This is a genomic window from Arthrobacter sp. MYb221 (assembly GCF_002979835.1).
Classification (GTDB): Bacteria; Actinomycetota; Actinomycetes; order Actinomycetales; family Micrococcaceae; genus Glutamicibacter.
In genome coordinates this window covers 59,840-82,666 of the sequence record NZ_PCPW01000005.1, presented here as the reverse complement: position 1 = coordinate 82,666, position 22,827 = coordinate 59,840, and the positions used below count along the sequence as shown (strand labels likewise).

At 63.1% G+C, this 22,827-nt stretch carries 16 protein-coding genes; 9 read left to right on the top strand and 7 right to left on the bottom strand.

Annotation, left to right across the window (positions count from 1 at the left end):
• Positions 1 to 101 precede the first annotated feature (101 nt).
• Both CQ015_RS07970 and CQ015_RS07965 read left to right on the top strand, forming a co-directional pair.
• Entirely contained in the window at positions 102 to 1,292 is a 1,191-nt protein-coding gene (locus tag CQ015_RS07970) for an alanine racemase (RefSeq protein ID WP_105649803.1), read from the top strand.
• Positions 1,289 to 2,599, top strand: coding sequence for a D-arabinono-1,4-lactone oxidase (locus CQ015_RS07965; RefSeq protein ID WP_105649802.1), 1,311 nt, complete (start codon positions 1,289 to 1,291; stop codon positions 2,597 to 2,599). The genes CQ015_RS07970 and CQ015_RS07965 overlap by 4 nt, the downstream gene beginning before the upstream one ends.
• Here CQ015_RS07965 and CQ015_RS07960 read toward each other — a convergent pair.
• From CQ015_RS07960 to CQ015_RS07945, 4 genes are all read right to left on the bottom strand, one after another.
• A complete protein-coding gene (locus CQ015_RS07960; RefSeq protein ID WP_105649801.1) occupies positions 2,596 to 3,630 on the bottom strand; it encodes an endonuclease/exonuclease/phosphatase family protein in 1,035 nt (344 codons plus the stop codon). The genes CQ015_RS07965 and CQ015_RS07960 overlap by 4 nt on opposite strands.
• A 92-nt stretch (positions 3,631 to 3,722) precedes the next feature.
• Positions 3,723 to 5,375 (bottom strand): thiamine pyrophosphate-binding protein, encoded by a 1,653-nt coding sequence (locus CQ015_RS07955; RefSeq protein ID WP_105649800.1) that lies wholly within the window; start codon positions 5,373 to 5,375, stop codon positions 3,723 to 3,725.
• Between the two features lie 230 nt (positions 5,376 to 5,605).
• On the bottom strand, positions 5,606 to 7,276 hold the full coding sequence (locus CQ015_RS07950; RefSeq protein ID WP_105649909.1) for an NAD(P)/FAD-dependent oxidoreductase: 1,671 nt from the start codon (positions 7,274 to 7,276) through the stop codon (positions 5,606 to 5,608).
• A 126-nt stretch (positions 7,277 to 7,402) separates the two neighbouring features.
• Positions 7,403 to 8,884: an amino acid permease gene (locus CQ015_RS07945; protein ID WP_105553613.1), complete on the bottom strand. Its 1,482-nt coding sequence runs from the start codon at positions 8,882 to 8,884 to the stop codon at positions 7,403 to 7,405.
• 97 nt (positions 8,885 to 8,981) lie between these two features.
• On the opposite strand from CQ015_RS07945, the gene CQ015_RS07940 reads away from it, so the two are divergent.
• A complete protein-coding gene (locus tag CQ015_RS07940) occupies positions 8,982 to 10,592 on the top strand; it encodes a PucR family transcriptional regulator (RefSeq protein WP_181150376.1) in 1,611 nt (536 codons plus the stop codon).
• Here CQ015_RS07940 and CQ015_RS07935 read toward each other — a convergent pair.
• Positions 10,589 to 11,389, bottom strand: a complete 801-nt coding sequence (locus CQ015_RS07935; RefSeq protein ID WP_105553615.1) for a carbon-nitrogen hydrolase family protein — start codon at positions 11,387 to 11,389, stop codon at positions 10,589 to 10,591. The two genes, CQ015_RS07940 and CQ015_RS07935, sit on opposite strands and share 4 nt — an antisense overlap.
• 1,077 nt (positions 11,390 to 12,466) lie before the next feature.
• Here CQ015_RS07935 and CQ015_RS07930 point away from each other — a divergent pair.
• A complete protein-coding gene (locus tag CQ015_RS07930) occupies positions 12,467 to 13,663 on the top strand; it encodes a CynX/NimT family MFS transporter (RefSeq protein WP_105553616.1) in 1,197 nt (398 codons plus the stop codon).
• Here the strand turns inward: CQ015_RS07930 and CQ015_RS07925 are convergent.
• Positions 13,660 to 16,494, bottom strand: a complete 2,835-nt coding sequence (locus tag CQ015_RS07925) for an FAD-binding and (Fe-S)-binding domain-containing protein (protein WP_105649798.1) — start codon at positions 16,492 to 16,494, stop codon at positions 13,660 to 13,662. The two genes, CQ015_RS07930 and CQ015_RS07925, sit on opposite strands and share 4 nt — an antisense overlap.
• Before the next feature lie 127 nt (positions 16,495 to 16,621).
• Between CQ015_RS07925 and CQ015_RS07920 the strand changes: the two genes are divergently transcribed.
• Positions 16,622 to 17,287, top strand: a complete 666-nt coding sequence (locus tag CQ015_RS07920) for a GntR family transcriptional regulator (protein WP_105553618.1) — start codon at positions 16,622 to 16,624, stop codon at positions 17,285 to 17,287.
• 52 nt (positions 17,288 to 17,339) lie between these two features.
• On the opposite strand, the gene CQ015_RS07915 is transcribed toward CQ015_RS07920, so the two are convergent.
• Positions 17,340 to 17,699: a helix-turn-helix transcriptional regulator gene (locus tag CQ015_RS07915; protein WP_105553619.1), complete on the bottom strand. Its 360-nt coding sequence runs from the start codon at positions 17,697 to 17,699 to the stop codon at positions 17,340 to 17,342.
• A 150-nt stretch (positions 17,700 to 17,849) separates the two neighbouring features.
• On the opposite strand from CQ015_RS07915, the gene CQ015_RS07910 reads away from it, so the two are divergent.
• The 4 genes from CQ015_RS07910 to CQ015_RS07895 are packed head-to-tail and all read left to right on the top strand — an operon-like array spanning position 17,850 to position 22,696.
• Positions 17,850 to 19,433, top strand: coding sequence for an ABC transporter substrate-binding protein (locus tag CQ015_RS07910; RefSeq protein WP_258141575.1), 1,584 nt, complete (start codon positions 17,850 to 17,852; stop codon positions 19,431 to 19,433).
• Positions 19,430 to 20,437, top strand: coding sequence for an ABC transporter permease (locus CQ015_RS07905; protein WP_105649908.1), 1,008 nt, complete (start codon positions 19,430 to 19,432; stop codon positions 20,435 to 20,437). The genes CQ015_RS07910 and CQ015_RS07905 overlap by 4 nt, the downstream gene beginning before the upstream one ends.
• Positions 20,430 to 21,983, top strand: a complete 1,554-nt coding sequence (locus CQ015_RS07900) for an ABC transporter permease subunit (protein WP_105649796.1) — start codon at positions 20,430 to 20,432, stop codon at positions 21,981 to 21,983. Before CQ015_RS07905 ends, CQ015_RS07900 begins: the two co-directional genes overlap by 8 nt.
• Entirely contained in the window at positions 21,980 to 22,696 is a 717-nt protein-coding gene (locus CQ015_RS07895; protein WP_105649795.1) for an ATP-binding cassette domain-containing protein, read from the top strand. The genes CQ015_RS07900 and CQ015_RS07895 overlap by 4 nt, the downstream gene beginning before the upstream one ends.
• Positions 22,697 to 22,827 lie beyond the last annotated feature (131 nt).

The window sequence follows — 22,827 nt, the reverse complement described above, 5'->3', positions numbered from 1 at the left end:
AGTTCCCGGGAAAATGCCGGATTCTTGCCGCGAATTATCAATACCCCACCAGAATCGAACTTTTCCTTGAAACGCCCGTCCCGCGGTGCAAGAGTTGGCCTATGAAGAATGCACAGGCCAAGCGCTATAACCAGGCACTGGAAAAAGCCGGAATGCGTGAACGCCCGGTCGGTTTACTCGATTTAGAAGCCTTCGACCGGAATGCGGTCGCTCTGCGCGAAAGAGCCGGGAACATTCCCATTCGGGTGGCATCCAAGTCCCTACGAGTACGTTGGGCGCTTGAACGAGTCTTAGCGCAACCTGGGTTTAGCGGCGTCCTGTGCTTCACCCTCGCCGAGGCGCTGTGGCTGGCGAGCCACGGGCTAAAAGACCTAGTAGTCGCCTACCCGCAAACAGACCCGGGCGCAATCAGCCGGTGGGCCAGCAGCGAGCAGGCGCGCGACCAGATCACGGTGATGATCGATGACGTGGCGCAATTGGACCTCATCGACAAGGTTGCGCCGGGGCATCTGGAATTGAAAGTTGCACTGGAACTTGATGCGGCCTACTACCCCTCTCCATCATTGCGGTTGGGCGCCGCCCGTTCGCCACTGCATGATCCGGAAGACGTGGCCGAGCTGGCACGCCTAGTGCTCAGACGCGGCGGCTTCAAGGTTGAGGGGCTGATGGGCTACGAGTCTCAGATCGCCTCGGTGCCGGACGGAGGATTCGGGCTGAAGGCGCTGCTCGCGCGGACCATGCGCAAACGCAGTGCCGCCGAGCTAGCCGAGCGTCGCAACGAAACTGTTCAGCTAGTCAACGCGGTGGCCCCGTTGAGATTTGTCAACGCCGGCGGCACCGGTTCTATCGAGACCAGCGTGCAGGAGTCTGGGGTGAGCGAAATTTCGGCCGGATCAGGACTCTTCGCCCCGGCATTGTTCGATGCCTACAAATCTTTCCGCCCTACCCCAGCTCTATTCCTCGGATTCAGCGTGGTCCGCCGCCCCGAACCCGACATCGTCACCATCCTCGGCGGCGGCTGGATCGCTTCGGGTCCGTCGGGAAAGAGCCGCCTGCCACAGATCGCCTGGCCAAAACGACTCAAGTACCTTCCCTTGGAAGCAGCCGGCGAGGTGCAAACCCCGCTGCGCGGCGCCACAGCAAGCAAGCTCAAAATCGGCGACACCGTATGGCTGCGCCACGCCAAGGCAGGTGAGCCAGCCGAACGGCTCAATCGTCTGGCCGTGTACTCAAACGGGCAGATCGTCGAAGATTGGCCGACCTATCGTGGTGAGGGCAAGGCATTTTTGTGAAGCGTTTCGCCAATTTTTCGCGGACCGTCAGCGCAACACCGGCACGGTGGCAGAGCATCACCGACCCCGCCCAGCTTCCCGGGGTCTTCGCGAAGGCCGCGAAAGAGGGGCACACGGTGCGCACCATGGGCGCTGGGCATTCATTCACTCCGCTGGTCCAGACTTCGGGCGTACTGCTAAATCTCGATGGCTTCCAAGGAATCGAAGAGGTCGATGCGCTCACCCACGAGGTGACCTTCCGGGCGGGCACTCGGTTGTGGCAGATTCCCAGGCTGCTTAGACCCTACAATTTGGCACTAGCCAATATGGGAGACATCGATCGGCAATCGCTTGCCGGTGCGATCTGCACCTCGACTCACGGGACCGGGCTGGCGTTCACCGGATTTAGCGGAATGGTCAGCGGGCTACGCATCACGCTGGCCGACGGAACCGAGATGCGCGCCTCTCCCACCGAGAATGCGGAGCTTTTTCAGGCTGCCCGGGTAAGTCTCGGTGCGCTCGGGGTGATCACCCATGTCAGACTCCGCTGCGTCCCGGAATTCATGCTCAGCGCGGTGGAGCGCGTGGAAGACATTGACCAGATCTCGAAGAGTTTTATCGAACGGTCAAGGTCAACAGATCATCTGGAGTTCTTCTGGTTCTCCGGCACTAGCAGGGCTCTTGTCAAAGCCAATACTCGCCTGCCGGCAGGCAGCAGCGCACCGAACTCGCCGGGCAAGGTATCGACGTGGCTCAATGACGAATTGCTATCGAACGGTGCACTCCAGGCGATCTGTACCCTCGGCGCGCTGCGTCCGCAGTTGATTCCGCGATTAAATCGGCTGGCTGCCGCAGCGCTCTCCGAGCGCAAGCACACCGGTCAATGGTATCGAGTTTTCACCTCGCCGCGACGTGTGCGCTTCACCGAAATGGAATATGCCCTGCCCCTGGAAAGCTTCGGCACCGCGTTCGCCGAGTTCCGAGCCTATTTGGCCAAGGCCCCGGCACCAGTGGTGTTCCCGATAGAAGTTCGCACCGCGGCGGCCGATGACACCTGGCTGGGAACCGCCAGCGGGCGTCCGACTGTCTATCTCGCGGTGCATCGCTACGTCCGCGATAACGTGCCTGAATACTTCCCTGCGGCCGAACGAATTCTGCGCAGGCATGGAGGGCGGCCGCACTGGGGCAAAGAGCATTCATTGGGTGCTTCGCAGCTGTCCGCGCTATACCCGCGTTTCGCCGATTTCCAGGCGATGCGGTCCACGGTGGACCCGCAGGGGTTGTTCCTCAACGAGCACCTGCGGCGGCTGTTGGTGGAAGAAGTTTAGAACTGAATATCGGTCCAGATCAGGGCGGGAGCCGGATCGTTGATTTGGGGCGGGCCGTCGATGGTTTGCGCCTGGAGCGGTGCTCGGTCGCCGATATGCCCTTGGCCAAGGACCTGCCAGGCACTACTTGGGAGGAGATAATTTCCCGAATCGCTGAGCGCCTCGGGATGGTCGGCTTGATGCAGCAGCGCATCCCGCGCGGCCAACGAGGATGGCTGCTGGCCCAGGGAACCGGCTAAGACATATGGGCTTTTTCCGACTCCACGGGTTTTTACCCCCTGGTCACCCTGCAGGTATTTTTCGCCATCGAGGTAATCGGAGATAACCCGCAACTGGTCGAGTTGACGAGCTTCGGCAAAGGAATAGCCACCGGAAGCGTCGTCCGTTTGCACGGCGAGCACATGTACGTGCTTGCCGCGGTACTCGATCGGAATATCCCAAAGTCCGCTGCTCATCACGGGAATTGAAGCCGCCAGTGCGCCGCTCAATCCAGAATCATCGAGCCTGCTCCCCGGCACGGCTGACCATTTAAGCTCCGAAATTCCGGTGACTGATTCTTGGTCTATCTGATATTTGGAAAGGACAACGACGGCGCCTTGGCCTTCGAAGTTACCCTGCCCCCAAGCGTCTTCGGGGCCGCCGACAATCCGGTCCCCGTTGAGATCCGCGCCGCTTGGTTTACCTTTGTTGCCCGTGCCTAGGTAAACGTAGTCGTATTCAACGTCCCGCCGGGAGTCCTCTGGACTATTCAGGTAATGGTCCTGGAACGCCTGCACGGCTTGTTCATCCGCATCCATCCCGGTAAGCACCACGAAGTCGGCATTGGCTGCGGTGATGCTGTCCGCTGCCTGCGCGGCTTCGCGGTCGTCTCCCTGCATGAGGTCTGCGGAGAGCTGCCCCGGAACATCCCGGGTCATCTCGGTGGCTAGCGTGGCGACACGCAACGATGTTTCAGACAGCCCCTGGCTCGGCGCGGGGTTGGGGTCTTGCGCGTCCCAAGGGGCGGCGATGGCGCCCGTGGCGGGGAACATTAATAGTGCTCCCAAACCTAGGCTTGCCGTTCCTACTAAGACTTTGCGCACTCTGCAACCCTACGCCGAATCAGCACTCATAATCCAGCATCTTAATCGGATTGTGATGCCTGCGCCGCGGCGGCCCGCGCGTTCGCGACCAGTATTTCTTCCATATATGGTGCCCGAACGTTCGGTGAGATCCGCGCATCCACCAGACATATTCCCTTCGCCCCTTGATCTACCCACTGCCGAACCTTGGAAAAAGCGGCCAGCGAGTCGATGCGAATGCCCGTTGCGCCCACCGCGGTGGCGAGTGCCGCGAAGTCGACCGTTGGGATGAGCATTGGATCCTCGTGCAGGCCAATGGATCCGTATTGGTGGACCTCCGCTCCGTAGGCTGAGTCGTTGTAGATCACGATGACTCCGCTGCTGATGGTGCGCACGATCGATTCGAGATCGGCTAGGCCCATCAGGAATCCGCCGTCTCCGGCGGCTAGCACTACGGTGCGGCCTTCGGCCGCTGCCCCCGCGCCGACCATGGATGCAATGCCTAAGCCAATGGACTGATAAGCAGTGCCTACGCAGGTCAGCGATCGCGCCCCGGAGGTTGACCAGTACATGGGCCCCCAACCGATGAAGTGCCCGCCGTCCTGAACCAGCACCCGGTTCTGGGGCAAGATCTCTTCCAGTTCACTGGCCACTCGACGCGGATCGAGCAGACCGTCCGCGGCGCGCGCCTCCCCCCGCGGGCGGTCGCGGACCGAGCCCAGGTTTATCGAGCCGGCCCATCCCGAATCTTGGGCGCCCACGGTGCCCAGGAGACCTTTAACCGCGGCGGCGACGTCTCCGGTGGCGAAGTAATCCACTCGCGGACTCGTGGCGCTGGCCGCAAGATCGATCTGCACTACCTGTGCTCCGACGTTCACCAGCTCCCCGAAGCGCATGGTGAACTGATTAAGTCCGGCCCCGAGCACCAGCACGGTATCGGCCTGTTCGATGATTTCGGCGTTTCGTTCGGTGGCGAAGCCACCGGTGATTCCCAGATCGTACGGGTAGTCCAACAGGTCGCGGGCCAGCAGGGTTCCCGAGGTGGTGGCTCCTAGCCGTTCGGCAAGTTCGGCAATACCCGCTGCCGCGTCGATGGCTCCACGACCATAGAGGATGTGCGGGCGTTTGGCGGCCAAAAGCAGGTCGGTGATGGCCCGTAGTTGAGTTGCATTGAGTTCAGGCGCCGGAGGAACACTGCGGAAGCTGTTGAACTCGGGCAGTTCAACTTCGAGGCTTGGGGCCGCAGCGAGGTCGTAGGGGATTGACAGAACCACCGGGATCTGTTCGCGCAGCGCGTGGGCGGCCGCGGCGAGAGCCGTTGCGCCCGGGGTGTGCCGGTCCACCTCGTAGCGCACGGCCCGCACACCGGAGTCGATGGCGGCCTGGTCAACGTCCCAACCGCGCAAACCGGTCGTCGGCGCATCGCCGGTAACTAGCAGCAATGGAGTGCGCGCGGCCGCAGCCTCGGCCAAGGCGGTGACGGCGTTGGTATAACCTGCGCCGTACGTGGTCGAGGCGATAGCGAGGCGGTTTGAAATCCTGAAGTAGGCATCGGCGGCGGACACCGTTGCGGACTCGTGGCGCACGGCGGTGTAGCTAAAGCCTGCGCGAACGGCGGCATCGAGGAAGTGTGCGTTGCCGTTGCCCATCAGACCAAAGATCTGTGGAGCAATCGGCTTAAGGGCATGGGCGATGGCAGCTGAAACGCTGGACATAATGGACTCTTTTCCTGAAGAAAACTAAAGAAAATTCCATATATGTCTGCCGTTACCAGTTGCTTTCGGCAACGGGTATCGCCCCTTTTGAGAGCGCCGGAGCCTTATGAGGCGGCTCCTGACAGGAATCAGCATAGGCCATGCCACACCGATTGCGCTAGCTGGAGCCGGGCGTTGCCACGAGGTGGGACACCGAGCGCCCGGGGACGATTCATCCCCGGGCGCTCGAATCAGGAAACCAGTTCGTCCGCGTCTTTCAGCTTCATCGGCCCCAGCTCGTCAAGGAACTGGCCCGGGCCAGGATTTTGCGCGGCATCCTGGCCGCCGAGGTGCTGGAGCACACCCCAAACGGCGTTCAGCCCTGTGGTCACCGCGCCCTCGGCCCACCCCGCAGTCCACGACACGTCATCACCAGCCAGGAAGATCCCGCGGTGTTCGGCGGGCAGCTCCCGCTGGTCGAAGTGCGTATACAGGCGTTCCTGGTACCGGTAGTGCCCGGGCAGGTTTGCCTTGAATGCACCCATGAAGTTCGGGTCTGCCTCCCATGAAACCGTAATCGGTTGACCCACGATGTGGCTTCGGATGTCCAGATTCGGGTAGATCTTCTCCAGCGAATGAAGCATGAGTTCCATGCGGCGTTCGGCAGGCAGCGACAGCCACTTCAGCGCGTCGTCATTCCAGGTGTAGGAGAGCAAAATGACCGCCGGCTGGCCCTCGCCGTTATCCAAGAGGTAGGTGGCACGATTCAACCGGTCGGTGAGCGTCATGGACATCAGGTACTCGCCGGTGACTGGATCGCGGTCCTTCCAGAACGGACGATCTACCATGACGAAGGTCTTGGATGACTGCATATAATGGCTCCGCTCGATAGCGGTCCACAGTTCTGCCGGGAATAGCCCCTCTTCGGTTTTGATACCGGTGGACAGCAGCCAGGACTGCACCGTGGAGACCACCGCGCCGAAGGTGCGGCTGCTGCCGAAGCGCTCGGTCACCTCGATCGCTTGGGCGCCGCCGAAACCCTTCCGTTGCGAGCGCCGAATCTCGGCCACGGCCCCGCGCGGCGCGCCACCATGCAGCGAGGCCAGCGAGGTGCCCGCAGGCCAGTGGGCCAGCTCCTGTGGCCCGTGGTTCCACAGGGCATGCGGGAGTTTCGCGGCGCCGCCGCTCAGACCCCGGTGGTTGTCATCGGCATCCGTGTACACCACACGAAGAATTTCCAGGATGGAGTTCGGAAAGTCGGTATCCCAGCCACCGGAGCCGAAGCCGACTTGGCCGAAGGCCTCGCGGTGCTCAAAGCCGGCTTCCTTGAAGGCCCGGGAATTCGCGATGAATCCATAGAAGCTTTCCTCGTCATATTCGTCGAGCAGATCATTCCAGATGCTTTTGATCTTTGCGGTATCGCGGGCTTTGATGGCCTGCTGCATCTGCTCGAACTGGGCATCATCCTGCAGGGCACGCTTCCACGCCTCGGCCACTTCACGGTAGAAGACCGGCAGGTCGTCCGGGTCTTCCACATAGATCTTCTGGCCCTTGAGCTCTATGACGGTTGAACCGGTTGGCTCCGCCAGCGGGTTCGGGAAATCGAAGGTTTCCAGCCCCAGCTCGTCGATGTAGTGGAACAGCGCCTTGCTGGACACCGGGAAGCGCATCCCTCCAAGGTCGCAGGTGATCTGCGGTGCTGCCTGGAAACTGGCGGTGCGCAGCCGGCCTCCAATTTCGTCCGCTTCGAAGATCACTGGCTTGAGCCCCATCTTCATCAGCTCATACGCGGTGACCAACCCCGACAATCCGGCGCCAATGACGGCCACCTCGGTGCCGTAGAGCTCCGCCGGCACGCTTCCCAGGCCGTCGGGGTGCGCCAGAAAGAGGTCGTAGCCGAACGGAAAGTCCGGATTGAGCATATTGATGCTGCCATCGGTCTGTGGCGCGGTGCCGGAAGATGAGGTAGCTGCGGTCTCAAAAGTGCTCATGGGAGTGTCCTGCGTTTCCTTTGGTTCGTGCCATTAGTTGGAGTATAGGGAAAATTGCTACTGTTCGCCGATGTGGCTGGCGATGTATTCTTTCTTGGATAATTGGCCCAGCCGGGAGCGGCTGCGCCCGTAGCCCAGGTAGATGCCGATGCCTGCAAGCATCCAGATGCCGAAGACGAACCAGGTGTCAGGTCCGAGCTGGCTCATCAGGAACACGCAGGCGGCAACGCCGAGGATCGGGGTTAGCGGGTAGAAGGGCACCCGGAAGGTCCGCGGCGCCAGCGGCTGCCTGCGACGCAGATACATCACCGAGACGCCCACCAGCGCAAAGGCGAAGAGCGTACCGATACTGGTGGCATCCGCCAGCGCACCGAGGGGAATGAAGCCGGCGGTGGCCGCGACCAGGAAGCCGGTAATGAGGGTTCCGCGGACCGGCGTTCCGGTACGCGAAGAGATCTCGCCGAAGGTCTTGGGAATCAGTCCGTCACGGGACATCGACAGCAGAATCCTGGTTTGCCCGTAGAGCACCGTGAGCACCACGGAGGCTATGGCCAGCACCGCGGCGACCGCGAAGAGCAGCACTAGCCAAGGCTGGCCGGTTACTTCACCGATGATCTGCACGAGCGCCGCTTCGGTTCCCTCGAACCAGTTCCATTCGCGTGCGCCAATAGCGGAGACGGCTACCAGCACATAGGTGATGGTGACGATCAGCATGGACCACAGGATGGCGCGCGGCATGTCGCGTTTGGGATTTACCGCTTCCTCTCCGGCCGTGGACGCCGCATCGAATCCGATGTAGGAGAAGAACACCGTCGAAGCGGCCGCGGTCACTCCGGCGGCGCCCATCGGCAGGAGCGGTTCGAAATTTCCTGCGTTGAACGCGCTGAATGCCACCGCGCAGAAGAGCAGCAGGATGCTGGCCTTGATGATGACAACCACCGTGTTGACCCAGGCGGATTCCTTGGCGCCGCGCACCAGCAGCAGCGTCGCCAGCACCACGACGATCAGTGCAGGCAGGTTTGCCACGCCGCCCTCGGCCGGTCCGCCAGCCAGCGCGGTGGGCAGTTCCAGGCCGAAGGCCCGCAGCGTCTCGTTCACGTATTCACCGGCGCCGACTGCCACCGCGGCTACCGAGACCGCGTATTCGAGCACGAGGCACCATCCGCAGATCCAGGCGATGCCTTCGCCCATGGTCGCATAGGAATACGAATAGCTCGATCCGGCCACCGGGACCATGCCCGCCATCTCGGCGTAGGAGACCGCCGAGAGCAGAGCCGTCACGCCGGCAATCACGAAGGAGATCCAGATGGCCGGGCCGGCGATCGGCACGGTGGCACCGAGGATCACCAGTATGCCGGTACCCATGGTCGCACCGATGCTGATCATGGTCAGTTGGACCACGCCGAGCGAACGGCGCAGCTGGCCATGTCCCGAATTCGTCTCCGCTTCCCGAAGCATGCTGCTGATCGACTTGCGTCGGCGCAGCTGCGGCCCGAGGGCAGTGCTTGGCCGATCAATCGTTTCGAGGGTGCTGTTCATGCTGAAACCTCACTGGGGAGAAATTTTCTGTCGAACTCAACCCTATGGCTGTGAGTCACATCTCAGGGGAGGCGTTTTTGAACTAATATTATTGAACATGGGACAAAATGCACCTAATGGGCAAGCGCCTGGATCGACTCGAAACCTCACGGCGCTCCCCGGAAATACGATGAGCATGGGCCGTTTCCTCCGCCAGCTGCCGGGCGAGGTGAGAGTGGTCCACGACTCCGGGGATCTCCCCCTGCGCTGGGTCGAACCCAGCGATATGGATGACCCAACCGATTATCTGCTGGATAACGAATTGATTCTCACCAGCGGATTTCCCCTAGTCGGCGTCGAAGAAGACCAGCAGAAGGTGGATGAGTTCATTCACCGGCTTTCCGAAGCGAAGGTCAGCGCCCTGGGTTTCGGATTGGAACCCTATTTCACCGAGATCCCGAAAACGGTAATTCGAGCCTGCAAGCGCTTTAATCTGACGCTGTGGGAGATACCGGCCAGCCTTCCCTTCGCCGCGGTGGGCATCGCCTTTTCCAAGCTCCTGGAAGCCGACGGTGCGGCCCTGCTGCGCAATAATGCGGAAGCGAACCGTGCGCTCATCCGCTGCGTCTCGGATCGAAACCCCGAACAGCAGCTCGTGGCGACGCTTTCGCAGCGTGCCCAGTGCACGGTCCGCCTCTTCGGCAGCACCCTGCGGCTGCGCTATTCTGCCTGCGCTCCGGACGGCCCCACGCTCTCCTCCGAAGTAACTGAACTGCTGTACGAGCAGGCCACACAGTCCGACGGCAGCCAACAATTTGCGCTGCTTCAGGACTCGACGGGCACGCATCTTGGATTCCCGATTCGCGCGGTGGCCCCCGGGCGCCGCCAGGCGGCGTTGCTGGGCGTCCTGCAGGCAAGCTTTGCGCAGACCCCCACGGCCGTGGAGCATAATCTGGTGGCTACCGCGCTCGGATTGCTGGAAGTCGTGGCTAGGCAGAAGGTCTCAGGTTCGTTCGCCCCGACGCAGCTTGCAAGCAGCCTGCTGCTGGGATCGCGTAGCGCACTCGATGAGCAGCAGCTGCGACTGCTGATCCAGAGCACCGGTGGTGCGCAACGCCAGATCCGTGTGGCCGCCATCGCCCAGCAGAGTCCGGATCCCGAATCCAATTTCGCCCACCACATCACCACATTGCGTTCCTTGCTGGAAACAAGGCTGGTGTCCTCCTCCGGCGAACAGCTCCTGGCACTTACGCAAGCGGCCCCGAACCCGCACCTGTTCAAACGGCTCGAAGACGCAGGTTACCTGGCCGCATTCAGCCACCCAGCAGCGGTGGACGAGCGAGCTGGTTCTTCACTTGGGGATCTGGCGATCCAGGCCAAGGCCCTGCTCCCTCGAATTCTCGAAGAACGCCGGAGCCTGGACGCGGCACAATTGCCGCGCACCTTCGCGTCGCTGCTTCCGCAGGAAGCGAGCATGCAGTTGGCAGAGCAGCGGCTTGCCGGGGTCTTGGCCCTCCCGGCTGCGCGTCGAGATCTGTATTTGGCGGTACTGCGGGCGTGGTTGGGCGCCAATGGCTCGTGGGATCTGACGGCCAGCACCGTCAGCTTGCACCGGAACTCGGTGCGTCGGCATATCGGCACGATTGGCGAACTGCTGCACGTGGACCTCACCGAGGCCACGATTCGGATGGAGCTGCTGCTGGCGTTGTCGTTTATCAAGACCAGTTAGGGGCGCTCCTGAGCCCACTGTCGGTACAGGTCAGGTCTCGAGGCGTTCAAATACGGGACCCGGGCTTGCGCCTCGGCAATATGCCGCGGCTTGATATCAGCAAAGAGCAGCTCCGGTTCGGTCCCGCCACCGGCCAGCAGCTCACCGTCCGGTCCTGCAATGACGCTGGTCCCGGCCAGGGCAAATCCATTCTGCGTTCCGGTGTGGTTTGCGTAAGCCACATACAACTGGTTTTCCATGGCCCTTGCGGGCACCAAGGTGGTGCACACCCGCTCATAGCCCACCCCCAAGGCAGTGGGCACCAGCAAGAGCTGAACGCCGCGGACGGCTGCTTCGCGGACCACTTCCGGGAACTCGATGTCGAAGCAGATGGCCAGCCCAAGCCGTATCCCGCGGTAGTCGAGCACCGTGGCTGCCAAAGATCCCGGAACAAAAGCTTGCAGTTCTTCAGTGCCGAATAAGTGCACCTTCACGTAGTTCGCCAGCATCTTCCCGGAATCATCAACGAAGGTCGAGGTGATGTGCCATCCGGTGTCGCCGCGCTGCGGCAACGAATAAAGCAGCGCAATCTTGTGCTTCGCCGCGATCTGCGCAAGCCGTTCAACCACCGAAGGAAGCACCGATTCTTCAAGGCCGGCACGGAGCAACTTGGGTGCATAGCCCACGGTGAAAAGCTCCGGGGTTAGCAGGATACTTGCTCCTCCGGAGGAGGCGCGGGCCGCGGCATCCTCAAGCAAGGCGAGGTTGGACTCAATATTCAGCACCGTTGCCTCGGCTTGCAGTACCGCGATCCGCATTCGATTCTCCCTAGTCTCCGTATGTGATTACAGACTACGTGCTGGCCACCGAGGAATCGCAGGGGTGAATAGCACCGAGAAGGTGGTATTCAGGATAATTTGAACCGCCATTCATGCCCATGGAGCGGGCTGATGCCACTTGGGGAGCCTTTCGAACCAGGGAATTTTCCAAGATTGCCCACCGCTTCAGGCGGTTTGCCGCAAATGGCAACCCGAATTTACATGCAGCCAGAGCAGTATTTCGTGGCACCCGGCAAGCAAATGACCGGGACTCGTGCCGCGTATCGAACCAGCGCCGGATTGCTCCGACCGGCCCGCATTGCGGTCAGGACGCAATTGCCGCAAGTCGCCTGCGACGCCAGCCAAGGGCGAACGCAGATTTCAGGGCTTCCCCTTGAAATCCGGCGCATCGACGGTCCTCGTTTTCGCACGGTAATTTGTTCCGCCTAGTGAATTAATTGTAGGAACCGGCCGTCAGCTTTGATCATTTCGTGGAAGACATTTCACCCTGAGTGAGCCCGGGCCGATATGCCTCTATATATATTCCAAAACAAGAATGTGTTATTTGACCTGATCATACAGGTTTTTCACACTTGTTCACCTTGCTCAGATTCGTACGAACGCCACCATTTCGCTTGCCGATGCAGCGGCTAGCTGGCTAAAATCGTTGTAGCTAGAAGTTTCAAGTTGTTGCGGTGTCGTTAGTTCTGGTAGATCGATTAACGTCGTCTCCAGCCCATTCTCGCATAGGTGGCCAGCGCCCCAGCATCTGCATTATTTTGGGGGCAAATGCTGGGTAGCCACAGAAGCTTTCTGTTTCCTCCCGCGAGGGTCGAATACTCGAGCGCCTTCGAAATCTGCGAAGGCGCTCGACCTATTTGCCGCTGGCGCCGAACTCTTGTGTTACCACGGATGGCAGAGGGCGATCTCTGCGGGCAGAAGGGGCCTCGTGTTGTTGCGTCATATTTAGGAATAACCGACCCACTAGCGTTTCTGCTCTAGGGTTTGAGGTGAGCCCCGACTCGTGTACTTAAGGAGATCGCCACGCATCGCAACCCAGCCAAGAAGAATTGGGCCTTGCTCTGGGTCATCGCCGGAATCGCCATTTTGGCGCTGAGCCTGCGTGCGCCGATCATCTCACCCACCGCGGTCATGGCCGACATCCAATCCGACACCGGGCTCAGCGCCGCCGGAGCCGGATTGCTCACGGGTCTGCCGGTTTTACTTTTCGCCATCGCGACGCCTCTGGCAACCGGCACCATACGCCGTTTCGGCGCCGAGGCCACCGTCATCTTGTGCTTGGTCGGCGTGCTGGTCGGGACGATAATCCGCTCGCTGGGCTCTGCCCCGCTCCTGCTGGCTGGCACGGTGCTGATCGGCGCGGCGATAACCTTGGGAAACATCGTAGTTCCGGTCATCATTCGCCGCGACGTGCCGTGGCGGCGGGCCCCGGTGGCGACGGGCGTGTATTCCGCGGCCATGAATGTCGGTTCCATGGTGACCTTGCTCGGGACCGCCCCGCTCGCGGCCGCTTTCGGCTGGCGCATCGCGATCGCCGGATGGACGGTTGTCACCGCCTTGGGGCTGGTTTTCTGGCTGCTGCTTCTCCGGATGCGCCGCGCGGGCGCCACGTCCGCCGAGTTGCCGGACGAGCCTGCTCCCAAACGACCCACGACCGAAGCCGACGCCGCGATGCTGGTTGCCGCGAGATCCCGGAACCGCAAGGTGACCGCCCTGCTGGTCTTCGGTTTCTGCGGCCAATCCGCCGCCTACTACGCGACCACCACCTGGCTTCCGTTGCTGCTGGCCGAAACCGCGGGGCTTTCCCTTGCTTCCTCGGCCGCTAGCGCTTCGCTGTTCCAGATCGCCGCGGTGGTGGGCGCCTTGGGCGTTCCGCTGCTGGCCGCCCGCACCGGCCCCTGGGTTCCGGCGCTCGTCGTAGCCATCTGCTGGATTGCACTGCCCTTGGGATTGCTGGCCGCACCAGAGGCCTACATTGCATTCTCGGTGATCGGCGGAGTCGCCCAGGGTGGAGGGTTCACCGCGATCTTCTCGCTTATCCCGCGGATCACCAGCACAAATGCGCAGGCGGCCTCCGCCTCCGCTCGAATCCAGGGCGGAGGCTATGTAGCGGCTACCATCGCTCCGCCGTTGGCCGGGTGGCTCAATACCACCACCGGGGGCTGGGACGCACCGCTGGCTCTGGTGCTGGCCGCAACCCTGGTCTTCGCCATCGGCACCTTGTCCGCGGTCCGCCTCGTCGCGCGCGGCTAAGCGGTCCCGGTGCCTTGCGCCAGCAGTTCAATTACATGGCGGTAGTCCTTGCCGGTAGCCCGGCTCATGCCCAGCTCGCAGGTGCGGTTGCACGAGGCGTGGGCGCTGGCGTCCAGCTCGCGCACCTCGGCGGCTTCGCGTGCGGTGGCCGAGGCGGTTAGCTCCGGGTGCAGCATGCCGCGGTCTCCGGCAAAGGCGCAGCAACCCCAATTCACCGGAACGTGCACGGTTTCCGCGACCGCTTCGGCGACCTGCTGCAGATCACCGTTCAGGCCCATCTGCGTTGACGAACAGGTGGGGTGCAGGGTCAGCGAATCGACCCGCTTGGCTTGCGGGAGCTTGTCCAGCAGGTGCCGCGAGGTGAAGGCCAGCAGGTCGACTACCTCAAAGCCGTGCTCTTCCAAGGTATGCGCGAAGCCCTCGGTGCAGCTGGTTGCATCGGAAATTACCGGTAGCCTAAACGCCGGCTGGGCGGCGTGGACTTGATCGAGCACGCGTTGGGCCATCACCGCATGCCCGTCCTCGTAGCCCTTCGAGCTCCATGGGGTACCGCAGCACATCGATTCGATGCCTTCCGGAACCAGCACCGAAATGCCTGCCTGCTGCAGCAGCTGTTCGAAGGCCGGAGCCACCCCCTGCCCTTCGCCGCCAGGGCCGAACATCGAGTTCACGCAGGCAGGCAGGTAGATGGCGCTTGGCTCGGTACCCGCGGCACCAAGATTTCCCGTCAGCGGCTTGCGCGCCTTGCCGCCGGCCGGCAGATCTGCGTCATAGCGCGGCATGGTGTCGTTGCCCACGACCTTGCGGGCCACGTCGGTGGCGCCACGGACCAGCGACGCCGGGAACTTGTCTGCAACGCTCAACGCCACCGAGCCGACGCGAGTTGCCGCGCCCCAGCCCTTGGCCGCGGCCTTGAACCCGGCCGCCATCGCCGGGTTCGCATCCTCGCGGCGCAGACGCTTGACCAGCAGGCCGGTATTGATCTGCACCGGGCAGGCGGTGACGCACATGCCGTCCACCGCGCAGGTCTCCACCGCGGAGTATGCGAAGTCGCGCTCGAGCTCTGCGGCGAGCTCCTGGTTGCCTTCGGCCTCGGCCTTGGCGATCGCGCGGCGCACTGCGATGCGCTGGCGTGGGGTCAGCGTCAGGTCCTTGGATGGGCAGACGGGCTCGCAGTAACCGCACTCAACGCAGCGGTCGGCTTCAACCTCGATGGTCTCGTTCAGCTTGATGTTGCGGATGTGGGCTGCGTGGTCTTCATCGATGATGACCCCCGGGTTGAGCATCAGCCGTGGGTCGCAGGCAGCCTTGAGCTGAACCATGACTTCGTAGAGCTCATCGCCGTACTGGCGTCGGACGAAGGGCGCCATGGCGCGCCCGGTGCCGTGCTCGGCCTTCAGGTTGCCGCCCTTGGAGAGCACCAGGTCGACCATCTTGTCGTTAAAGGCGTTGTAGCGGTTCAACGCTCTCTCGCCCTCGAAGCGGTCGGTGAGCATGAAGTGGATATTTCCATCCTTGGCGTGGCCGAAGATCACCGAATCTTCATACTCGTACTCGTCGAAGAGCTCCTGCAGGCTTCCGCAGGTTTCGGCCAACGAGGCAACGGGCACCGCAACATCTTCGAGCAACGCGGTAGTGCCCGAAACGCGTGCGCCAGCCACCGACGCATAGAGTCCCTTGCGGAACTTCCACGCGGCCTGGCGGTTCACCGCGTCGGCCGAAAGCACGGCCGGGGCGCGAAGCGAGGCCGCGTCCAGCAGGCGCTGCCCATCACCTTGCAGCCCGGCAAGCTCCTCGTCCGAGTCCGCATGGTACTCAACGAGCAAGGCTGCTTGCGCGTTGACTTCGAAGCCCATAATTGCCTCGGGCACCCCGGGCAGGCTCTGGCCCACGCGCAGCGAGGTGGAGTCCATGAGCTCCAGAGTCGCCGCGCCCGAGTCCAGCAAATCCGGTAGCGCGCGAGTTGCCAGATCCAAGGAATCAAAGACCGCCAGGGTGGCGATCGCGAGCTTGCGAATCGGCACGGTCCGGAAGACCGCCTCGGCGACAAAAGCCAAGGTGCCCTCGGAGCCGATAATCAGGTGCGCGAGCAGATCCGCCGGCGTCTGGTGGTCCAGGAAGGAATTGATGCCGTAGCCCATGGTGTTCTTCAGGGCAAAGTGCTTTTCGATCAACGCCACGGAATCCTTATTTCCGCGCACGCGGTCCCGCAAGCGCTCGAGGGTGGCGACAAGTTCCGGCTCGGCAGCGGCCAGTTTGGCATCGGCATCCGGGGCAGCGGTGTCGATCATGGTGCCGCTGGGAAGCACAAAGGTCATCGATTCCAGCGTGCGGTAGGTGTTGAACTCGGTACCGCATGCCATGCCCGACGAGTTGTTGGCGATCACGCCGCCAATGGTGCAGGCCGCCTCGCTGGCCGGGTCTGGCCCAAGCTTGAAGCCGTATGCCGAGAGCCGCGCATTGACCTGACGCACCGTCGCGCCGGGCTGCACACGCACGCGCTTGCCCTGATCAAGCACCGTGATGCCGCGGAAGTTTCGACGCACGTCGAGCATCAACCCGTCACCGCTCGCCTGGCCGGCGAGCGAGGTGCCGCCGGAGCGAAGCGTTACCGGCTGGCCGGCGCGCATGCTGGCCGCAAGAAGCTGCGAAACCTCGACTGCGTCCTTGGCGATGATCACCGCCTGCGGGGTGTAGAGGTAGTGCGAAGCGTCGGAGGCGTATGCCACCCGGTCGATTGACGTGGTTTTGACGCGGTCGGGCTCGGCGACCAAGTCAAGGATGCTCGGCGAAACCTTGGTTTCGCCGAGTGCCGGCGTGCTCAATGCCATGATGCGCTCCTGTGCGGTTGGTAGGCCCAGCCTACCGAATAAGAAAATTGTCTAACAAGTACACATGCTATGTTAGTGCCTTTCGTGGGATACTCGAGGGGTCAGCAAGTTTCTTGAAAGGAATTCCATGCCCGCAAGGCTCGGTGTCGTCTCGGTAGTCCAGGCGATCATCAATGATCTGCGGAGCAGAATTTTCGCTGGCGAACTGACCCCCGGCACTGCGCTGAGCGAGGTGGACGTCGCCGCGCATTACACCGTGGCGAGACCCACCGCGAAGGCGGCACTCGAAAACTTGGTGGCCAGCGGGCTCTTGACCCGCAACGCGCATCAGAGCGCCCGGGTCACCGTGCTGAATTCGGCCGACGCCCGAGACATCTACCGGACGCGCGCAATCATCGAAGCCGAAGCGGTGCGACTGCTTGCAACTACCGGGCATGTTCCACCGGCAGCATATGAGGCCAACGCGCAAATCACCGCGCTATCCAATGCCTCACCGGTGCAGATCGTGGAACCCGATGTCAGATTCCATTCTGCGCTGGTCAATGCCTTGGGCTCACAACGCACCAGCGCAAGCTATGCCCAGCTCAGTGACGAGATTCGGTTGTGCATGACGCACGTGCAGGATGCCACGCTACTAAGCACCAAAGATATAGCCGCGGAGCATCAAAAGCTCCTGAAGCAGATCGAGGCCCATGACGCGCAGGGGGCCGCCAGCACCTTGGCCGATCACCTCAGCCGCGCCAGCAACAAGCTCGAGGCGCATCTGGACCATATCCAGCAGACCGCCAAGTAAGTGTCTGGCCGCCTTTCCGGCGAGCGCCGCCGGAGGACGCCGATGTGAGTGCTTATTCGGCTTGTGGCGGCAGGTGTTCGGGGTGCAATTCGGAATGCGGCGCATCCATCTGGTGCAGGAGTTGGTGAACTCCTGCGTGAACTAGCCGCCAGCGCCGGAAACGCCCGTCAGGCGTGGATTGAACTACCTGCGCCCGCTGCAGTGTCGCCAAGGCTTGGGTGACGGTATTCGCGCTGAGCCCCGCCGCCGCAGCGAGCTGACTCACCGAGGAATCCGGGGCCGCATGAATGGCGAAAAGTATTTTTATTCGGGTCGGATCGGCGCAGAGGGAAAACACCTCTGCCCACTGGGAAATGCGTCGTTGGGCATCGTTGACCGCATCGGCAGCGATCTGGCTGCGCTTGCTTTCCATCTATTCGCTTCCTCCCCCGAATTTCGGTCCCCGCGGCGTGACACCTGTTCGGCTGGACACATGTATCCTGTGAACATATCCCCCAACCCTAGAGTAGCGAAAGGATCCTCCCTGCGTACGCCAAACAGCCGCAGCCGCGTTATCGCCTTCTTGACGCTTCCGCTGATCTTATTCACCGCCGGCTGCCAGCCTGCCAGCGGACAGGCTGCTGATGAGCAACCCATCTCCCTGCTCACCGCGGCGCTGCCAGAAACCCTGAATCCGCTGGCCGGCTTCGACAGCTACGGCCTAGGGAAAATCAACGAGTCGCTGTTCACCCTCGAAGGCGAACAGGATCAGCTTCCGAATCTCGTGCCCCTCTTGGCGGCCAAAGAACCAAAAATTTCCGCCGACTCTCTGGTTTGGGATATCTCGCTAAGCCAAGACATCAAGTTCAGCGACGGCACCACCTTCGACGCCCAAGACGTCGTGGCCAGCTACCAGGCGATCCTCGATCCGCGAACCGCCTCGCCCCTTGCCGGCAGCTTGGAGAACCTGGAGTCCGTCTCCGCGCCCAACGAACATACCGTGCGCTTTAAGCTCAAGGAAGCGCAGGTGTCCTTCAAGACCTCGCTGCTGATCGGCATCGCCCCGGCAGAACTCGTCGACCCGGCAAAACCGGTCGCCGAATCGGCGCTCAGCCGCACGCCGGTTGGCACCGGGCCGTACGTCGTGGAGAATTTCTCCTCTGCGCAGCTGGTGCTCACCGCCAATCCGAATTACCGCACCGGTCCGGTCCAGGCCTCCCCGGTAATCTATGAGGCGGCGCCCGATGACAACGCCCGGAGCCAACGATTGGCCACGGGAGGATTCACCGGCACGGTGCTGCCTCCGCGGCTGGCCCACAGCTTTGCCGGCCGCGAAGGCTACGAGGTGCTCACCGCTACCTCGGCGGACTGGCGCGGCATCTCCCTGCCCGCGGAGCATCCGTTCACCTCAGAGCCCGAGGTACGGCTGGCGCTGAACCTCGCGGTCGACCGCGAGCAGCTGATCGACGCCGTGCTCGATGGCAGCGGCCGGCCGGCATATACCTTCGTTTCCCCCGAATACGGCCGGAACTATGCGGCGAAGGCGACCTTCGCGCATGACCCGGAACGCGCCGCCGCCTTGCTCGACAAGTCCGGTTGGGTCGAGTCGGAGCACGGGGTTCGCAGCAAGGACGGGGCCGAGGCGGCATTCACCGTGCTGTACAACCCGGGAGACACCTTGCGCCGCGACCTCTCCCTAGCGGTGGCAGCGCAACTAGCCGAATTCGGCATCACGGTGGATGTTCGGGCAGCGACCTTTGACGAGGCCGAGCCACGCAGCACCCAAGATGCCATCATGCTCGGCGGTGGCGACGACCCCTACGACGTTGATACCCAACTCTATAAAATGCTCCATTCCTCCTACCCGGAAGCCGGGGCCTACTATGACAACCCCAGCCGGTATGCCGACTCGGAGATGGACGAACAGCTGCATATCGGACGCACCAATCTGGACCCGGACGCGCGGTCCGCGGCCTACCGGAAGGTTCAGCAGCGCTACGTTCAGCAGCCTTCCATGCTCCTGCTCGCCTTCCTGGACCACACCTACGTGCAGCGCAGCGACGTCAGCGAACACTGGAATACCTCCTCGCTGCTCCTGGAACCCCACGACCACGGAACCACCTGGGGCCCTTGGGCAAAAACCCATGAATGGACCCGCAAGCAATGACACGGCGCCGCGGGCAGCCAGGTGGCCAACGGCTACGGGTGCGCACCGCCTCAGGCATCCTCGTGCGCCGGTTGCTCCTGGCCCTGCCGGTCACCGCGGGCATCACCGCCCTGGTGTTCTGGCTGGCCTCTGTTGCTCCTTTCAACCCGTTAGCCAACTATCTCGGCTCGCGCTACGTACGCACCGATGCCACGCAGCGCGAAGCGCTGAACGAACAGTTGGGGCTGGACACCCCTTGGTTCCTCATGTGGCGGCGCTGGGCAGTAGACGCCGTGCACGGCGACTGGGGATTCTCCCGGCTCTACGCGCAACCGGTGCGCGAGGTACTGCTTGAACGATTGCCCTATACCGCGCTGCTAACCCTGACCGGTTTGCTGCTTGCGGTCGTGGCTTCTCTGCTGCTGGCCTGGCTGGCCGCACGGCACCGAGCGGGCGTCCTGGACCGGGCGGTGGTGCTCTTCGCGCAGTCTGCCCAGGCGCTGCCACCCTTCGTCCTGGCCTTGATCGCCATCGCAATCTTTGCGTTGGGATTGGGCATGCCCGCCGGCGGGGCCTCCTCGGCCGGAGCGGCCCCGACCGCCGGCACCGTGCTGGTGCATCTGATCCTTCCGGCGATGGTCCTGGCCGTGAGCCTCCTGCCCTGGCTGCTGCTGAACCTGCGCAGCTCAATGTTCGAGGTCCTCGAATCGGATGCGGTACTCGCCGCGCGTGGGCGCGGGGTATCCGAAGCGCAGATCCTGCGCCACGAGGTATTGCCGGTTGCGGCCTTGCCTTTTTTGACCGTGGTGGGCAGCAGGTTGGGCGAGCTAGTCACCGGGGCGCTCCTCGTGGAGAGCGTATTCGCCTGGCCGGGCATCGCCTCGGCCGTCATCGATGCAGCGGTGGCGGGAGATTTTGCCCTGCTCGCGGCCGTCACCGCTTGTTCCTGCCTGATGGTTTTTGCCGGCAACGCGTTGGCCGACGCCGGTTACGTCCTGGCGGATCCGCGGGTGCGCGATGTCTAGACGACAGCTTTCCGCAGGACTCATAGTTGGCGCGCTGGTGCTCTATGCGGTGTGCGTGCCGTGGCTGAACCCGCAGGCGGTTCACCGCGCAGACCTCAGCGCCGTCTTTCATCCGCCAAGCCTCGATCACCTGTTCGGCACCGATCAGCTGGGACGGGACCTGTGGGTGCGTTCGGCGCAGGCGCTGCGGCTCTCACTGCTGCTGGCAGCGGCCTCCGCTGCCGCATCCACGCTCATCGGTGTGGGAGTCGGCGTGCTGGCCGCCTACGCAGGGGGAATCGTCGACCGGATCGCCATGCGTCTGGTGGACACCTTGAACGCGGTGCCGCACCTGCTGCTGAGCGTGGTGGTGTTGTCCATGTGGCCCGGGCGGTGGTGGGCTATTGTCGCCGCGATCGCGCTGACGCACTGGACGCAGGTCGCGCGCATTGTCCGTTCGCGTTTGATCAGCGAACGCGAATCACAGTATGTGGCGCTGTCCCGGGCGGCTGGCGCGCGGCCCCTGGCGATCTGGGTAAATCACCTGATCCCCGCGGTAGCTCCCCAGGCTGCCATCGCCTTGGTGCTGCAGCTGCCCCATGCCATCTGGCATGAATCGGCATTGTCCTTCCTGGGCGTGGGACTGCCCCCGCAGGCGGCGTCCTTGGGGCTCATCCTGGAAGACGCCCGCGGCGGGGTGCTCTCCGGAGCCTGGTGGCTGCTGGTGATCCCCGCGGGCTTGCTGGTGCTGCTCAGCGCGGCGCTCTCCGCACTGGCCCACGAATCGGTTTCGCGATCCCGGACTCGGCGGCCGGCACCGCAGAACGCTTCCGGGGGATCCGCACCCACCGCAGCGAACCAGCCCGCCATTGAGGTCCGGGACCTGCGGCTCTGGTCCGAGTCCAAGGCCGGGGTGCGCACCGAGATCCTGCACGAGCTGAACTACCAGGCAAAAACCGGACGCGTCAACGTCATCCTCGGGCCTTCCGGCGTCGGCAAAACCATGCTTCTGCGCGCCATGGCAGGGGTGCTTCCGCCTGCGCTGCAGGCCACCGGTTCCCTGTTTCTGCATGGGGCACGGCTGCAGTTGGGAACCACGCCTCATGCCACCGGCGGGAGGTTGGCCTTCGTTCCGGGGTCCGCGGCCACCGCGCTCAATCCGGTGCGCACCGTGGGCGCCACGATGCGACGCGAATTGCGCCGGCAGCGCCGCGGCAGCTCCGCCAAGGCGGTGGGCCAGACCTTGGAACGGGTCGGGCTGGATGCGCAATTGCGCATGCGCTTTCCGCATGAGCTCTCCGGCGGCCAGGCCCAACGCGTGCTGCTTGGCTTGGCATTGCTCGGCGACGCGCAGCTGATTCTCCTCGACGAACCGACCTCGGCCTTGGACCCGCAAAGCCGGCAGCAGCTTGGCGAGGTGCTGCAGGATCTGGCCCGTGCGGGCCGCACCGTTGTCATGGTCACCCATGATCTGGAACTTGCCGCCGAGCTGGCGGACGAGGTGAGCGTGGTGCAAGACGGCCGCGTGGCGCGCAGCATAGAAACGCGGCAGGAGAAGATCCAATGAGCCTGGAATTAGTCGATGTCTGCTCTGGATATCCGAGTGCGCCGCACCTGCTTCGCGGGGTGAATCTGCGAATCGAGCGGGGCGAAGTAGTGGGTATCCGAGGGGACTCCGGGGCCGGGAAAAGCACCATGCTCAACATTGCGGCGTTGCTGAAGTCCCCCGCCAGCGGGCGGGTAATGGTCGCCGGGCAACCGGTGGACCAGCGCCGCCCGGTGCCGCTGGAAATCCGCACCAAAATTGGCATCGTGCCCCAGTCCCCGCGCGCGGCCACCGATCCCCGACAACGTCTAGGTGCCCTGTTGGCGGCCCCGCTGGCCTTCGCCGACGGCGCGATCAAGGTCCGCCCCGAACGCTACCGCGACCAATTGCACCGGCTATGCCTGCGCGTCGAGCTCGACCCGGGATTGCTGCAACGCCGCGCGGCGGAGGTTTCCGATGGCCAGCTCCAGCGGGTGCTGCTGGCGCGCGCGCTGAGCCTGGACCCTTGGGTCCTGGTGTGCGACGAACCGACCGCGCAACTCGATGAGCAGACCAAGGCAACGATCTTGCGGCTGCTCACGGCGCAGGCGGCGGCAGGTTCGGCGGTGCTGCTGGCCTCGCACGACGCCGTCGGCCTGCACGCGATTTGCGACCGGGTACTGGACTTCCCCGGCTCATTTATGCCACCTTTAGCCACTGCCCGGAAAGCACCGGGAGCACCAGACCTCGTGTGAAGCGGCGCCAATCGGTCTCTTTGACCCACTATTTAGCCTGCGAGCCCGGTGTTTAGGGTTCCGCTTGCTTCTTTGGAATAATCCCAAGTGGTGGCGCTTGGCCACCGGCGCCTTTCGCCACTTCTTCTCCG

Coding starts and splice junctions, on each gene's coding strand:
- CQ015_RS07970 (WP_105649803.1), top strand. CDS start 102: ATGAAGAATGCACAGGCCAAGCGCTATAACCAGGCACTGGAAAAAGCC.
- CQ015_RS07960 (WP_105649801.1), bottom strand. CDS start 3,630: ATGTTCCCCGCCACGGGCGCCATCGCCGCCCCTTGGGACGCGCAAGAC.
- CQ015_RS07955 (WP_105649800.1), bottom strand. CDS start 5,375: ATGTCCAGCGTTTCAGCTGCCATCGCCCATGCCCTTAAGCCGATTGCT.
- CQ015_RS07950 (WP_105649909.1), bottom strand. CDS start 7,276: ATGCTCAATCCGGACTTTCCGTTCGGCTACGACCTCTTTCTGGCGCAC.
- CQ015_RS07945 (WP_105553613.1), bottom strand. CDS start 8,884: ATGAACAGCACCCTCGAAACGATTGATCGGCCAAGCACTGCCCTCGGG.
- CQ015_RS07940 (WP_181150376.1), top strand. CDS start 8,982: ATGGGACAAAATGCACCTAATGGGCAAGCGCCTGGATCGACTCGAAAC.
- CQ015_RS07935 (WP_105553615.1), bottom strand. CDS start 11,389: ATGCGGATCGCGGTACTGCAAGCCGAGGCAACGGTGCTGAATATTGAG.
- CQ015_RS07925 (WP_105649798.1), bottom strand. CDS start 16,494: ATGGCATTGAGCACGCCGGCACTCGGCGAAACCAAGGTTTCGCCGAGC.
- CQ015_RS07920 (WP_105553618.1), top strand. CDS start 16,622: ATGCCCGCAAGGCTCGGTGTCGTCTCGGTAGTCCAGGCGATCATCAAT.
- CQ015_RS07915 (WP_105553619.1), bottom strand. CDS start 17,699: ATGGAAAGCAAGCGCAGCCAGATCGCTGCCGATGCGGTCAACGATGCC.
- CQ015_RS07905 (WP_105649908.1), top strand. CDS start 19,430: ATGACACGGCGCCGCGGGCAGCCAGGTGGCCAACGGCTACGGGTGCGC.
- CQ015_RS07900 (WP_105649796.1), top strand. CDS start 20,430: ATGTCTAGACGACAGCTTTCCGCAGGACTCATAGTTGGCGCGCTGGTG.
- CQ015_RS07895 (WP_105649795.1), top strand. CDS start 21,980: ATGAGCCTGGAATTAGTCGATGTCTGCTCTGGATATCCGAGTGCGCCG.